Here is a 15,354-nt window from a genome sequence, read left to right as displayed (position 1 = left end):
GGTCAGATCCCCGAATCCTAACATCAATTTATCATTTATTTACACAATTTGAAAAAGCAGTCGACGATCTTATGGGAGATTGCTATAAATAAATAATTCAGCTTCATTAATTGTAGCAATATCTGCTAAAATGTCTAACCAGGTGGGAATAGCTAGTTCCCCTTGTGAATCTCTAGCTGCAATATATCTTAGTAGTGCTTCTTGTTTGGAAAGGTTTTGCAAACTGGGAATTATTTGGTCTAAAATTCCATTGATTTCTATATTTACGTGCTGATTACTTTCACTGACATACTGTACTAAGTGGAGATTAGCACTAGCGGTAATTTCATCTCTTAGTCGCAAGACAAAAAGTTGATGATTAGCACTTCTGGATGAGGTTTGATTTTTCTCAGGAGACCAATCAAATATTTGTCCTACACTGTGTTTTTCATCTTGTCTGGCTAGGGGAAAAATACTGGCTGGGTTGATAGTTTGATCATGGTTATTGATTTCAGCAATAATGGCTTCTTTCCATTGACGAGGATCACATCCTAATAACAGTTTATAAAATAAATCAGCTTCTTCAGATCCAAATTTTTCTTCAATTTCTTGTTCCATTTCTGGCTGAAGAATGGTTTGTAGTTTTTCCCGTTCTAAGGTGATTTTATGCGCTAATGAGTTTAATAAGTCTATCACAGCTTGACGAATGCGATCGCCCGCAAAGTTTTCCAGTTCTTTAATTGTTTTCTCAAAGGCTGGATAAAAGTCATCACTCTTAGTTGGGAGGGAGGTATTCACCCGATTTCCTCGATCAAATAATTTTCCGGCTGCACCTTTAAATTCCGCTAGGGTAATTGTACCATTTTGGATTTTATTAAATAATAATGTCCACTGATTCCAATTCAAAATTCTTAAAGTTAGTTCATCTTTAATCACATCACTAACTACAATTCCCCTTCTATCTTTGAGTTGTTCTTTCCCTAAATCTTTTTGAAAGTTTCTGTAGGTTTTATCTAAACTTTCTATGGCTGATCTTAATTCTATTAAAGCCGGAGTATCGTTTGTAGGTATACCTTGTTCGTGAATTTCGGCAAGAATTTCTTGAAGATATTCTTGTTGTTGACGAATCGTATCAGCAGCCCGACGGGTATCTTCATATAATTGCTTTAATCCGTGATTAGCAACATGACTTTGAATCAATTCTCTTAATTTACTAATACCACCATCTTGAGCGAAATAACCTAATTGTCTTCCTAACTGATTACGACTATCTCCGGCAAGTAAACCCGCGCTTAAATTACCCCATTTTTCTTGTAATTTCCTCGATTTTTCCAAATAATCTGGATAATCTAAATTCGCTAGAAATTCCGCAGAACCAGCTTTAACTTGACTAGAACGTTTGGCTAATTCAGCTAACCCTAATAATGGCGATAATAAAACAATTCGGTCTTTTTGAGAAGTAAATGCTTCCGCGCCATCAATAATAGTTTTTAGAACTTTCAATTTTTGGAAAACTGTACTTATTTGTAATGGTTGATCATCAGATTGATTAGCAATTAATAAATCCAGTTCCCTTTCTCCTCCCTCACCTTCTAAAGGTAATTGATCAAAACGTCCCACTCCTACTATAATTAAATCCTTGAGGTCTTGTCCAGGGCGTTGTTGCTGCATCATGGTAAAGATTTTATTGGCGCGATCGCTCCCTGGTGATTTACCATTAAGTAAGACTAAAATTGTCTGTACCTGCGCCAATTCTCGCAATGATAAAAATGTATCCCTAGTTCCAGAATTAGCCGCACCCAAACCGGGAAAATCTAACAGCACAAATTCTTCCGCACCTGTGAGATCCCAAATTTCCCGTGATATTTTCACTTGAATATCAACACGACGAATTAAGAGAAAACTATTCCGTAGTAATTGAATAGTTAATTTTTGCGGCGCACTAGATAAGCGAATATGCGCTGGTGGTAAATCCTCAAATTTAAGAGATTGAATCGCCAGAGGCATTTCTGCCAGTTGTAAACCTTCACAGGCTGTAATACCATCAATTTGGTAAAAGCGACCGCATAAAGCCTCACCATAAGCCTGATAAGCCCGCAAAAATAGCACTAACTCCCGCAGCAAATAACGCAACTCTAAATTACTGGAACTTTTCCAAACTTCCTCACACCAAATACTGATATCTTTACCAGTCTTAATTTTATCTACCTGCAAAGGTGTAACACCAGCGGATATAGCGCGACGGTTTGCTTCTTTCAGCATGAAGTGTAAACACTCATTTACCCCTTCATGGGATAAATATTCTACAGTGTAATTATCTACTTGAGTAGTTGCAAAACCATCCTGGGCTTGAATATGAATAGCGGTGACATTACCAGTGGTGGGATTTTCACTCACGGGTAAAGCGTCTGCATAACCAATGAGACTCCCTAGCAGCAAACTTTTACCACTACTAAATTCCCCCATGACACCGATTTTCACCGGTGAGGTTGCCAGTTCTACCGTTTTCACAGCGGCTTCTCGCAGCCGCAGCAGACAATCATCAAGGCTAATGGGAACCCAATCTTCATCTTGGGAAGGATGTTGGGGTACGGAGTCAATTTTGCGGAGGATAAATTCACCGTACTCTTTTATTCGCGCCAGCTTATCTGGTTCCATAGAGTGGTCTTTCATTCGAGTTCATTTGCACAACAGGGTTATAACACAAAACCTAAAAATTACCACTACTAGTGTAACGAAAAGCAGGCGGATAATTGGCATACAGTAATATCTAAATGTGATAATTTTTACTAATTATTTTAATTATTTTTACTAATTATTAATGATAAAAATCTTGTGGGGTGGGCATCTTGCCCGCCCTAATGCCCTAATATAAGGCTTGCTGATAGCGTAGCGTGGCGTTAGCCATATAAACCTAAAACCATTTATTAACAAAGGGTTTCGCGGATTTTTACCACAAAAAAGTGCCAGGTTTTGGCTAATGGTGTCTCAAAATGAATTGCATTTTTCTTTGTCGGATTTGGAAAATTGAGGATATCCAGACAGTTAAAACTGTTCCCAGTTAAGAGTTAAGAGTTCCCTGCCCTCACAGACAACTTTTTCAGCAAGCCCTATATATTTTTAGACTATTTGTGGTATGTTTGTGATGTTTTTTCTGGAGTGATTGGCCAATGAGCGAATCAAGATTCAGAACAAAAACAAGATTCTTAGGTCATTTATCTGCAAAATGCTATATAATTGCCTATAAATAACAAATGTCAGGGTAATTCATGAATTACATCTACTTGTGAATCAAGGAATTTTAATATAGTTAATTTTCTTACCATATTCTCAAATTAAAATGAAAGTCAATTACCACAATTTTTTCCTCTATTTCCAACAGAAATTACTTAAACCGTTATTTCGGTCTTGGTTTTTAATTTCCTTAATCACAGTTTTTTGGGTAAACACTTTGACACCTGTTAACGCCCAAGTACCACGTCAAGAAATTCGTGGTGTGTGGATCACAAATAATGATTTAAATATTCTCAAAGATCGGGCTAAAGTTCAAGAAGCTGTAAGCCAACTCAGAGAACTCAATTTTAATACTGTCTATCCCGTGGTTTGGAATGCTGGATATGTGATGTATCCTAGTAAAGTAGCCAAGGATTTAGAAATTCAACCTTTTGTATTTAAAGGACTAGATGGACATGATATTCTCGCGGATTTAATTGATAAATCTCATCGTCAAAAATTACTGGTAATTCCTTGGTTTGAATTTGGATTTATGACTCCTGATACTTCTGAATTGGCATTAAATAAACCAGGATGGTTAACACAAAAACAAGATGGTGGTACAACATCTGTGAGTGCTGCTGGTGAAGTTTCATGGTTAAATCCATTTCACCCAGAAGTACAACAGTTTATTATTGATTTGCTGGTAGAACTTACTAATAAATATGATATTGATGGTATTCAATTTGATGATCATACCAGTTTACCCCATGAATTTGGCTATGATAAATATACAGTTGACTTGTATACTAAAGAAACTCAGAAAAGTCCACCCAAAGATTATAAAGATCCAGAATGGGTAAATTGGCGAGCAAATAAGATTACAGAATTTATGGTGAGACTGAACAATACAGTTAAGCAGATAAAACCAAAAATGATTTTTTCTATCTCTCCCAATTACTATGATTATGCCTACAAATTTCAACTGCAAGATTGGTTGAATTGGGCAAGATTAAACATAGTAGATGAGTTGGTCATGCAAGTTTATCGGGAGAATTTAGATAGTTTTACCTCCAAGCTTTCCCGTCCAGAAATAGAAGAAGTTAAACAAATAATTCCTACTGGAATCGGAATTATGGCAGGTTTAAGAACTAAGCCAGTCTCAATTCAACAGATTCAATCTCAAGTCCGCGCTGTCCAACAACGTGATCTGGGAGTAGCTTTTTTCTATTATGAAAGTCTTTGGAATATTGCACCAGAATCATTAGGAGAACGCTTGGCTGGATTTAAAAATTTATTTCCATATCCTGCATTGCGTATGGCTACACCAGACCAGCTATCAGAACTAGAGTGATTAAGTCGGTTTTATTGGGCTTACTTACTCAGGAATTAGTTTGTAAATAATCAATTGCTGCTGCTAATTTAGTAGGATAACCTTGAGCAAATCTCTCAAACCATAATCCTTCTGATGATAAAGGATCTAATTTAGCTAACCATTCTTGGGCGGGTTTTTCTAAAGCTTCTCTTTGTTTGGCTTTAAGTTTTTCTTGACGAATTTTCTCCTGTATTAATTCTTCTTGTTTTCGCAGTGCTTCGGCTGCGTCTTTTTCCAGAAAATCAGCTTGTACGTCTGATAATAAGTTATCTATAAATCCATCTGACTTAGGAGGAGGTGAATTTAATTGAATTTGCGGTAAGCTATTTCTAGAGTTAGATTGTGTATATTCGGTTTTAGCTGCCAAAAAATCAGCTTGTACGTCTGATAATAGTTTATCTATTAATACATCTGATTTCGTAGTAGGTAAAACCACTTTCACAGGGTTTAAATTAGCCTGTGGCGGCGTGTTTTTGGGTTCTGTATGTTCAGTTTTGACTTCAGCTAATAGCTTATCAATGGAATCCATATTTGTCATTCCTGGAGAATCTATTGTTAATCAGTGATAGCATTTAGTAAAACTTCTGATAAACTCATATCTTCCATATCATCCATGGTGACAGTGTCGCAAATATCAAATTTAGCACCTGCACTTTGCAGTTCATCATCCAAAATTTTCAAAAAGCGAGTAGCTTGAGGATCATTACCGACTTGAATAAAGGAAATAGCCAATTCTTCATCTTTATCCAAACAACGAGAAGCTTCAATAATTACCTTCATTACAGCTTTACGATCATCTGGTTCACCGTCAGTAACTACTAAAATTGTTTCTCCATTGAGTTTAGTTTGACCTGCTGCTTTGCGTTGCAAATAATCATCGGTAGCGTGTTTGAGAACCCCAGCTAAATCTGTTGTTCCTGAAGGATCATTTTCTTTGAAAATTTGTGAAACCTTGGCAGATGTCACATTTTCATAACGTTTAAATTTTCCAGAAAATAAGTAAATAGTAATACCATCGGGATCTAGTTGTTCACATTTACTTGCTAATGCTAAAGTTGATTCTTGTGCTGCGACCCATCTACTTCTTCCACCTTTTTGATCTGGGGTAGCCATGCTACCGCTTTTATCAATAATCAAGGTATAATCACGGTTTTCTAGCATGACTAAACTCTCCAGATATTAGATATTAGTAATTTTCGTTAATTAATCTGTGATGGCATTCATTAAAACATCAGTTAAACTCATGTCTTCTAAATCATCCAAGGTTATTGTATCACAAATATCAAATTTAGCTCCCACACCTTGTAATTGATCATCTAAGGCTTTGAGAAATTTGGTGGCTTGAGCATCTGAGCCGACTTGAATCATGGAAATTCCTAATTCTTCATCTTTTTCCATTTGTCGGGTAGCTTGTATAATAACCTCAAATACAGCTTTGCGATCATCTGGTTCACCGTCAGTAATCACTAAAATTGTTTCTCCATTGGGTTTAGTGTTACCTGCTGCTTTGCGTTGAAAGTAATTATTCAGGGCATCTTGCAATACACCAGCTAAGTTAGTTGTACCGGCTGGATCATTTTCCTGAAATATCTGGGAGACTTTAGCTGTTGTCACATCATCATAACGTTTAAATTTGCCGGAAAAAACGTAAACTGTAATCCCATCAGGATCAAACTGTTCACACTTTCTAGCTAAAGCAATGGTAGATTCTTGGGCTATTTCCCATCTAGTTCTACCGCCCACTTGGTCTGGTGTGGACATACTACCACTTTTGTCAATAATCAAGGTATAATCACGATCGCTCATCATAATCTTCCTTTTGTTATTTTCTGATCTTTAGTTTAACAGATACTTCAAGCCCGGACAGTTTCATCTTAATTACGAATCAGCAGCTTTTGACTTAGGATAAGCAATGCGTTTATGATGAAATTGTTGCCAAACATCCACAAATATTTGGGCAATTTTTGGCATTTCTTCCCTAGTTAATCCCGAAGCGATTAATTGTTCATCTTGCCATTTTGCCCGTAAAATATTATTTAGCATATTGAGTGCTTTATCTGGAGTGGCATTTTTCAGACTACGTAATGCAGCTTCACAAGAATCTGCTAACATGACGATGCCTGTTTCCCGTGATTGGGGTATGGGTCCATCGTAACAAAAATCGGCTTTATTGACTACAATCTGGGGATTTTCCTGGGCTATTTGTTGGGCTTGGTGATAAAAATAAGCAATGGCCATTGTTCCTTGATGTTCGGGAATAAAAGCCTGAATGGCGGTGGGTAAACTGTGTTTTTTGGCCATTACTAACCCTTCTGTGACGTGCTTTTTAATAATTTCCGCACTTTTCCAAGGATCTTTTATTTCTGTTTCATGTTTATTGGGACTACCAATTTGATTTTCAATAAATCCCAAGGGGTCGTGCATTTTCCCAATATCATGGTACAATGTCCCGGCTCTCACCAATTCGACATTACAGCCCAATTGTTTAGCGGCAGCTTCCGCCAGGGTGGCCACTAATAAAGTATGCTGGAAAGTCCCTGGGGCTTCCGTAGCCAGACGCTTTAATAATGGACGGTTGGGGTTAGCCAATTCTGCCAAACGGATAGGGGTAATGACATCAAAGAGCGTTTCCAAATAAGGACTTAAACCCAAAGCCACAATACTCCAAGCCCAACCAGATAAAGCAAATAAACCTGCTTCTTGGATGATATACCAACCTGAACCAAATACCCCACCTGTAAAGATTTTTAATAATAAATATATACCACCTTGGGTTAATGCCGTGACAACACCTAATAATGCTAGTTCTTCGCGCGATCGCAATCTATGAGCTACATAAGCACTTAACATTCCGCCCACAGCCCCCGCCAGCAGCACTAGAATATTTGTATCTACTGTAATTGGTAGTATTAACGCCAGTAACCCTGCTACCATTACACCTATAGTTGGTCCGTAGAAACTGCCTAGTAATAAACCAATGGCGCTCCAGGTGGTATAGGGTAAACCGAGAGCCAATACTCCGGGGACAGTGAGAGTAAGTAATAAAACTAATAAGCGATCGCGTTGTCGCAAATAGTTATGACTTTTTCTTTCTAACCAGACAAAAACCCAAATAGCTACGGTGACAACCGCTACTAAAACTGTTAAACCCAGCCAATTCACTTGATGACCAATCAAACGATAATGTGCTAATATCTCAAATTTTAATTGTGTAATTTTCTCTCCTTTCCTAACAATTATCTCGCCTTTTTTTACAGGAAACATTACAGATGGTATTTCTCTGGCTAGGATTTGAGCTTGTTTTTTAGTTTGCTCTATATCTTGTTTAAGATTTGGTTGCAGTACCGCCAATAATACTTTTTTTGCCAAGGATTCAGCCTCACTAGGCACAGATAATTGTACCTGTAAACTAACTGCATTATGTAAAATACTTTTGGGCAAGCCAGCAGCTATACCTTGGGCAATAATTCGTTCTGCACTTTTACGAATTCCCGCCTGTGTTTTTGCCCAATCATTATCAGATAAGGCTAAAAGCACAGGTGCTGTATAAACTTGTTTTACTTCCTCACCAGTTTCTATTTGTGATGCTTTCTCAATTCCTTGATTATATCTTTTTCTAACTTGCGATATTTGGGTAATCAGGGCAGAAAAATTACTTTCTGTTGTCATAAATTGATAAGCTTCTAGTTCTGATAATGCTTGCAAGAAAGCAGCCTCGTCACTCACGCCATTGGACAATGATAATTGCGGCTTGGAGTTTTGTTTTTTTGTGTTTTGTTGTCTGTTACTATCCAAAATTCCTATTAACTTTTGCCATTCTAATTCAGGAAAAGACCTCAGATAACTTTGAACATAAGGCGATAAAATTGAACTATTTAAAAAAGGGAAAATACCAACTATTGACCGAATTTCATTACTTATGCCTAATATCTTTTCCAACCGTGCATGAATTTGCTGATTGATCTGATTATCAATCATTAAAACTGGCGCAGAATTATCTATAGCTGCTTTCCGTTGCAGTTCAGTTTCTTCTTTATCTTCAATATTATCCGTATAGGGAGCAATAAATGTTTGTAAGGCAATACTACCAACTTTCATTCTTGGTTGGTTATAAAAATCACTTCCTATCACACTTGTGAGTAAGAATATTGCTAATACCAAAATTGTTGAGGAGCGTTTTTGATGTACCCACCTGAAAATAACTGTATCAATGCCACTCTCTCTAGTAACTAATTTAGCAGTTAATCTTTGTGTCTGTCTGTGTTTTCCCTGTTTTCCTTGATGATTATTTGCTGATAAATACAGAAGTATATTCTTGAAAAAATGCTTATGCAGTTTCTGGTGGTACTTTCCCTTACGAAATAGCGCTTTATACTGTCCCTGCCATTGCCTTAATTGCTGTCTCAAAGACTGCAAAAATCGCTGCGTTTTCATCTTTCCTTCCGCAAAATACCCCAGATATATCCTCCTTTCCCAAGCTAGATCATCAGCTGTACTGCATTTAATTTGTATAATTATAGCGGACAGGACTTGTACTGAGCTTGGCCGTTGTATGCCCCCACCACAATATCTAGCCATATTCTGATTATACAGTTTAGCTGCGTAACAGCTTAACTTAGGGAGGGATAGCAGTTTACATTTAACCGATACTTTTTTGCTAACTAATACTAACAAATACATAAGTTGAGATTGTCTCTCAACCAAGGCCTGAATGGGGTTAAATCATAATTTTGTTCAAAAATCAAATAGTAATCCTATATCATTTCCACGCCTACGTATAATCTTAGGAGCAGCAAAGATAGTATATCCTTTCTTTGTAAATTCGCCAAAATCACCACCAAAGTTATATGCTCCAGACCACACCGCCATCATTCTATCGGCTAATTCTAACATTTGGGAAAAATTATCAAGTCCCCATGGTGAGGAGTTAGTGAATGGAGGGGAAATTTGCCAATTTACTGGTATACCAACTATACTGTTATATGCCCCTGATAATGCTCCTGCCATTGCACCCGTAATATAGTCATGAGCAAAATCATGATTTTTCGTAGCGCGGAATACGGTCAAGGAAAAATCTTCTAGGGTACTCAGAAAACAGTAAAAAGCTAAACCAATATTGTTAATTAATGTTTCTGGACTGTTCAGTTCCTTTCTTGCTGTTTCTAGTCCCACTCCTTTTTTTAATAAATCATTGACTTTTATTAATTGTTGTGGTAAAGAACTTGATGTTTGATCTAAAAAATTAACTATTTCCGAAATCAGGTTGAGAGGGTCAATTTTTTCGTTCAGGGATTTAGCGATCGCATATCCTATGATTAAACTAGCATCTGTGATCAGTGGGCTATGTTGTTGGTTCAATATGAATATTCTTTGCACTTCTAGGATATTTTCTCGCATTTTCATAAGATTTTCATGAAAAAACATCACCACTGGTAATGTAGCGAAGATTATTTGTCCCCAGGAGTGAATATTTGTTTCTAATTCAATCCCTGCTTGTTCTTGACGCTTTAACCAATCATCTACATCTAACCTCCCCAAACTGATTAAACTTTCCGTACCCAAAACGGCGATTTTACCCAAATTACAACGGTTCGGGTTAGCTAAACTCTCACCTAAAAAAGCTCCCAAAAAACTACCCTTAACCCGATTTACCAAAGAATAACGCATAATTTTGATCAGGCAATTAGTCCGTTGTCCGTTGTCCCTTGTTTCTTATTACCTATTACCTATTACCTATTACCTATTACCTATTACCTGTTACCTATTACCTATTACCTGTTACCTGTTACCTGTTACCTATTACCTATTACCTGTTACCTGTTACCTGTTACCTATTACCTATTACCTGTTACCTATTCCCCATTCCCCATGACCTCTTACTTCCTTAAATAAGACACCAGTGCTTGCAAGCCTAACAAATAGCTTTGAGCGCCAAAGCCACTAATTTGACCAATTACCACTGGTGCGATATAAGAATGATGACGGAAATCTTCCCGACCATAAATATTACTCAGATGTACTTCCACAGTAGGTAAATTAACAGCAGCGATCGCATCTCGTAGAGCTACACTAGTATGAGTGTAAGCTCCGGCATTAATGACAATCCCCTGATGATATCCTAATGCCCCGTGAATAGCATCTACTAAAACCCCTTCATGATTTGACTGCACGGGTAGTATTTGTGTTTGTAACTCCATAGCTTTGGAATTTAACAAACGATTAATTTCTGCCAGAGTCAAAGAACCATAAATTCCGGGTTCTCTAAGTCCTAGCAAATTTAGGTTTGGCCCGTGCAGTACAAGAATACTTAAAGCTGGTAAATTCAACTCTCACACCTACAGGACTTTAGCGACGGCGCATAGAACGTTCATGGACAGGAATCGGAACTAGTTCCGGTTCCGGTTCAGCCTCCGGACCTAGCAGGCTATCAATTAACTTCCGAGCTAATTCTTTCAGCTTTTCCAGTACCTTTTCTATATAATCCATTAAACTGACCGCTCCTGAGATACTACCTCAATTTTATTTAACAGGGTGGCAGAAACCGGCGTATGATCGCACTTTAGCCTTGCTTATGGTTGACAAATTCCCATAAGTATGGTATTTACTACCACGAGATTTCAATTTTGTGTTTTGCCTTACTTATTAGATTATCACATCCTTAATTAGTCATGGGGTAATTGGTGATAGGGAATAGTTATTGATCATTAGTCATGATCAAGAATTTATTCCGCCTAACTGCTGCTAAATCTAACTTGCTGCGTCTTTTTTTTTCCCTCTAGTAGTTGTTGATTTAGTGGTTTTGCGTGGAGATTTTGTAGATGCTTTAGCTGAAAGTAATTCAACAGCCGTAGACAACGTTATATTTTCTACTGATTCACCTTCAGGAATACTGGCATTAGTTTTCCCATGTTTAATATAAGGACCATAGGGACCATCATAGATACTAACTGGTGCATCATCTTCTGGATGTGTCCCCAACTCCCGTAAAGCTTCTTTAGACTTACTCTTAGTCGTAGAACGTCCTTTTTTTGGTTCTGCGAGTAATTCTAAGGCACGATTTAGGGAAATTGTCAAGACATCATCGGTAGATTTTAGGGAACGGTAATCTTTCCCTTCCTTCCCCTGGTCATGAACTACATAGGGTCCAAACCGTCCCAAACTAGCTTGGACTTTACCACCGGTTTCTGGGTGAGTTCCCAAAGCACGGGGTAGAGACAATAAACCGACAGCCATTTCTAGGGTGAGAGTTTCGGGGGTCACACCTTTGAGTAAAGAAGCTTGTTTGGGTTTAGGGTTTTCGTCGCTTTTATCGCCTAATTGAATGTAAGGACCATAAGTACCCAGTTTAATATAAATTGGTTCGCCAGTTTCCGGGTGACGACCAAATTGGTCAGGTCCTGCGGTTTTTTGTTTCAGCAGGATTTCCACCTGTTTAGGGTTAAGATCAGCCGGAGTCAGGTTTTTAGGGATAGAAGCGGTAAATACTTCCTCCCCATTGGTAACTTCAATATAAGGACCATATTTACCAATACGGACTTTAGCATCTAAATTTTCTAATTCTACAGTTCTAGCTTTACTAGCGTCAATTTCGCTTTCTTGTTCCTTAACCAAAGTTTCTAAACCCTGCTCACCAAGATAAAATTCCTTTAAGTAGGGTAGCCACTGAGCCTCACCCGTGGAAATTTCATCTAGAGTCTGCTCCATTTTAGAAGTAAAACTAGGATCAACAATATCTGGAAAATGTTTTTCCAGCAAATCAGTAACAGCAAAAGCCGTAAAAGTGGGAATTAGGGCATTATTCACCAATTGGGCATAATCTTTATCAATTATCGTACCAATAATGCTGGCGTAGGTACTAGGACGACCAATACCTTCACTTTCTAAAGTTTTCACTAGAGTTGCTTCTGTATACCGGGCTGGAGGTTGGGTTTCATGGCTGACGGTTTCCAGTTCATGACATTGGGGATGATCTCCAACTTTCAAAGCAGGTAAAATTACCTCTTGATCTTCTAAAGCAGCATCAGGATCATCCGACCCTTCAACGTAGGCGCGAAGGTAGCCCGGAAAGTCTATGCGCTTACCCGAAGAACGAAAACCAGCATCTTCAACTTGTATTTGTACAGTAATTTGAGTTTGGCGAGAATCAGCCATCTGTGAAGCAACAGTGCGCTTCCAAATCAAATCATATACAGAAAATTCCCGTCCAGTCAAACCGGTTTCTTGGGGGGTGCGGAAACTGCTACCGGCGGGACGAATCGCTTCATGGGCTTCTTGTGCGCCCTTAGATTTAGTTGTGTATTGTCTAGGTTGGGGACTCAGATATTGTTTACCGTATTTTTGTTCTACACAAGCGCGGGCGGCAGATATCGCTTGATCAGATAAATGCACGGAATCCGTCCGCATATAGGTAATATACCCTTGCTCATACAAATTCTGAGCTACCCGCATTGTATCCCGTGCTGACAACCGCAATTTGCGGTTAGATTCTTGTTGTAATGTAGAAGTGGTAAACGGTGGCGCGGGTTTGCGGGTGACTGGACGTTCTTCTATATCGGTCACTGTCCAAGTTTTCGCTTCTAAGCGGGCTTTTAGGGCTTCCGCTTCCTCTTCATTGAGTAAGACCACATTGCGACCTGCGGTAATCCTACCAGTTGTGGGGTCAAAATCGCTGCCTGTGGCAACTTTCGTACCGCCAAGAGTCACCAGAACCGCGCTAAAAGCGCTTTTTTCCTGCTCTAGACTAGCCTTTAAATCCCAATATGTCCCTTCATGAAAAGCTCGGCGTTGACGTTCCTTAGTTACTAATAAGCGTACTGCTACAGATTGCACTCTACCAGCGGATAATCCCCAAGCAATTTTTTTCCATAGTAGCGGAGATAGAGTATATCCTACTAATCGGTCTAAAATGCGCCGGGTTTCTTGAGCGCGGACTAACTGCTCATCAATGGTACGGCAGTCTTTCAAAGCTTTTTGAATTGCTTCCTGAGTGATTTCATGAAACACCATGCGCTTTGTCGGCACTTTCGGATTGAGCAATTGGTATAAATGCCAACTAATGCTTTCTCCTTCTCGGTCTTCATCAGTGGCTAGAATCAGTTCAGTTACGCCCTTGAGAGCTTCTTTTAACTGAGTAACAATTTTCTTTTTATCTTTGGGGACTACATAAATCGGTTCAAAATCAGCTTCTACATTTACCCCAAGCTGCGCCCATTTTTCCCCTTTGACGGCTGCGGGAATTTCGCTGGCCGACTGGGGAAGGTCACGAACATGACCCATGGAAGCTTCTACCCGATAATCATTTGGTAGGTAGTTGCGAATAGTGCGAGCTTTTGTGGGAGATTCGACAATAACGAGAGTTGACATGGAAATTTAAAATAAATAATAGCTATGCAGCTAAATAGTCAAGTTGGGTTAATTTTTGCGAAATGTCAAGACGAAATATCACGCCCAAGTAGTGATTGTATACTTACACAAACTGCCCAACAGCGGGGGAATTTTCTCAAATTCAAGTCTGGTGATTGTTTTGAGCATGAGAAAAGCAACCTTTGAGAGTCAATTGTCAGTTATTTCCATCTTTAACTTATCTAGCGCATAGTTGGCGACTATAGTTTGTAAAATACCCCAGGAATTTAATAGTACAGGATTCACAGTTGTTGAAAATTGGGGAATATAAACAATTTAAAATTACCTTAATTTTGTTAATTTGCCATTTTTTTAGGGATAATGTATTATAATTAACTTACATAAACTAAGTGTTAAACTAGGCTGGGTTTCAATTTAAAGTATTAGTTATCAAGATTTTAACTATTTTAGGATGATAAACTTGACCTGCATAGTAGCTTACAACTTGATTATAATTTGTAGTATGAATGTAGAGATTGACAGTTGTAAGTATTTGTGTCACATTATTTCTATAGGAATAAATCATCAAATCCATGAATACCTTGCTCAACTCTGCCCTGACGCTGACATATAACCAACTCAGCACCTTTGCCGATTTAGACAACTTCTGGAATTTATTTGATACGGCTTTTGGTACACAATACAACCGCAGCGGTGCGGAAATTCTGCGTTTACAGTGGCTATCTGGTGATTTTAGTCAACTTCCGCAAATTGAGATTTTAGATAGTAGCATTCTTGGCAATGCCAATGGGGCTTATGCCAGTAGCAATAATCAGATTTATTTATCAGCTAATTTTCTCGCAACTTCTACAGCAGAAGCTATTAGTGCAGTTTTGTTAGAGGAAATTGGGCATTTTATTGATGCTCAAATCAATCTCAGTGATAGTGCTGGTGATGAAGGGGCGATTTTTGCCGCTTTAGTACAGGGTAACAGTCTGGATACTACAACTTTACAAGCTTTGAAGGCTGAGGATGATCACGCCACGATTACGGTAAATGGGCAACTTATTCAGGTAGAGCAGCAGAATTTTGACGGAACTGCTGGGAATGACACCATTACAGGAACTTCTGGGGATGACACTATTAGTCCCTTACGAGGAAATGATACAGTAGATGGAGCAGCAGGGGATGACCTATTAATCCTAGATTACTCCAGTAATACCTATACAGGAACAGATTATCCTCAACCGGGGATTTATAGCGAGGCTAATAACAATGGCAATGGTGGTTTTAATGGTTATTACCGTGCTTACTACAACACCAATTGGAACCGTGACCAAGTAAATTTCAGTAATATAGAACGGTTCCAAATTACCGGAACAAGTGCTAACGACAACATCGTTACCGGGGATGGTAATGATACAATTAATGCAGGTACTGGGAAC

General features: G+C 38.5%; 9 protein-coding genes and 1 pseudogene. 2 read left to right on the top strand and 8 right to left on the bottom strand.

The annotated features are described in order from the left end of the window. Positions 1-69: 69 nt before the first annotated feature. Positions 70-2,637, bottom strand: coding sequence for a dynamin family protein (locus H6F39_RS12220; RefSeq protein ID WP_190396793.1), 2,568 nt, complete (start codon positions 2,635-2,637; stop codon positions 70-72). Between the two features lie 682 nt (positions 2,638-3,319). Here H6F39_RS12220 and H6F39_RS12215 point away from each other — a divergent pair. Then, positions 3,320-4,546 carry a glycoside hydrolase family 10 protein gene (locus H6F39_RS12215; protein ID WP_137908279.1) on the top strand — a complete coding sequence of 409 codons (1,227 nt, stop codon included), beginning with the start codon at positions 3,320-3,322 and terminating at the stop codon, positions 4,544-4,546. A gap of 28 nt (positions 4,547-4,574) precedes the next feature. Here the strand turns inward: H6F39_RS12215 and H6F39_RS12210 are convergent, their stop codons facing one another. The 7 genes from H6F39_RS12210 to topA form a co-directional block, all read right to left on the bottom strand. After that, a complete protein-coding gene (locus H6F39_RS12210) occupies positions 4,575-5,096 on the bottom strand; it encodes a salt stress protein, Slr1339 family (protein ID WP_306420221.1) in 522 nt (173 codons plus the stop codon). A gap of 26 nt (positions 5,097-5,122) precedes the next feature. Next, positions 5,123-5,728 (bottom strand): VWA domain-containing protein, encoded by a 606-nt coding sequence (locus H6F39_RS12205; RefSeq protein ID WP_137908280.1) that lies wholly within the window; start codon positions 5,726-5,728, stop codon positions 5,123-5,125. A gap of 42 nt (positions 5,729-5,770) precedes the next feature. After that, entirely contained in the window at positions 5,771-6,376 is a 606-nt protein-coding gene (locus tag H6F39_RS12200) for a VWA domain-containing protein (protein WP_028083158.1), read from the bottom strand. A 69-nt stretch (positions 6,377-6,445) separates the two neighbouring features. Then, positions 6,446-9,001, bottom strand: coding sequence for an HD family phosphohydrolase (locus tag H6F39_RS12195; protein ID WP_190396787.1), 2,556 nt, complete (start codon positions 8,999-9,001; stop codon positions 6,446-6,448). Between the two features lie 300 nt (positions 9,002-9,301). Next, the gene (locus H6F39_RS12190; protein WP_190372200.1) at positions 9,302-10,234 is read right to left on the bottom strand and encodes an ADP-ribosylglycohydrolase family protein; all 933 of its coding nucleotides are present in this window, start codon (positions 10,232-10,234) and stop codon (positions 9,302-9,304) included. A gap of 209 nt (positions 10,235-10,443) precedes the next feature. Beyond that, positions 10,444-10,893 (bottom strand): type II 3-dehydroquinate dehydratase, encoded by a 450-nt coding sequence (aroQ, locus tag H6F39_RS12185; protein ID WP_137908284.1) that lies wholly within the window; start codon positions 10,891-10,893, stop codon positions 10,444-10,446. 421 nt (positions 10,894-11,314) lie between these two features. Then, positions 11,315-13,930 (bottom strand): type I DNA topoisomerase, encoded by a 2,616-nt coding sequence (gene topA / locus H6F39_RS12180; protein ID WP_190396786.1) that lies wholly within the window; start codon positions 13,928-13,930, stop codon positions 11,315-11,317. A gap of 572 nt (positions 13,931-14,502) precedes the next feature. On the opposite strand from topA, the pseudogene H6F39_RS12175 reads away from it, so the two are divergent. Further along, positions 14,503-15,354: pseudogene (locus tag H6F39_RS12175) on the top strand (hypothetical protein); the annotation flags it as partial.

Origin of the sequence: Dolichospermum sp. FACHB-1250, from assembly GCF_014696335.1 — a bacterium.
Taxonomy (GTDB): domain Bacteria; phylum Cyanobacteriota; class Cyanobacteriia; order Cyanobacteriales; family Nostocaceae; genus Dolichospermum; species Dolichospermum planctonicum.
This window is presented reverse-complemented; position numbering and strand designations above follow the sequence as displayed.

Coding starts and splice junctions, on each gene's coding strand:
- H6F39_RS12220 (WP_190396793.1), bottom strand. CDS start 2,637: ATGGAACCAGATAAGCTGGCGCGAATAAAAGAGTACGGTGAATTTATC.
- H6F39_RS12215 (WP_137908279.1), top strand. CDS start 3,320: ATGAAAGTCAATTACCACAATTTTTTCCTCTATTTCCAACAGAAATTA.
- H6F39_RS12210 (WP_306420221.1), bottom strand. CDS start 5,096: ATGGATTCCATTGATAAGCTATTAGCTGAAGTCAAAACTGAACATACA.
- H6F39_RS12205 (WP_137908280.1), bottom strand. CDS start 5,728: ATGCTAGAAAACCGTGATTATACCTTGATTATTGATAAAAGCGGTAGC.
- H6F39_RS12200 (WP_028083158.1), bottom strand. CDS start 6,376: ATGATGAGCGATCGTGATTATACCTTGATTATTGACAAAAGTGGTAGT.
- H6F39_RS12195 (WP_190396787.1), bottom strand. CDS start 9,001: ATGAAAACGCAGCGATTTTTGCAGTCTTTGAGACAGCAATTAAGGCAA.
- H6F39_RS12190 (WP_190372200.1), bottom strand. CDS start 10,234: ATGCGTTATTCTTTGGTAAATCGGGTTAAGGGTAGTTTTTTGGGAGCT.
- topA (WP_190396786.1), bottom strand. CDS start 13,930: ATGTCAACTCTCGTTATTGTCGAATCTCCCACAAAAGCTCGCACTATT.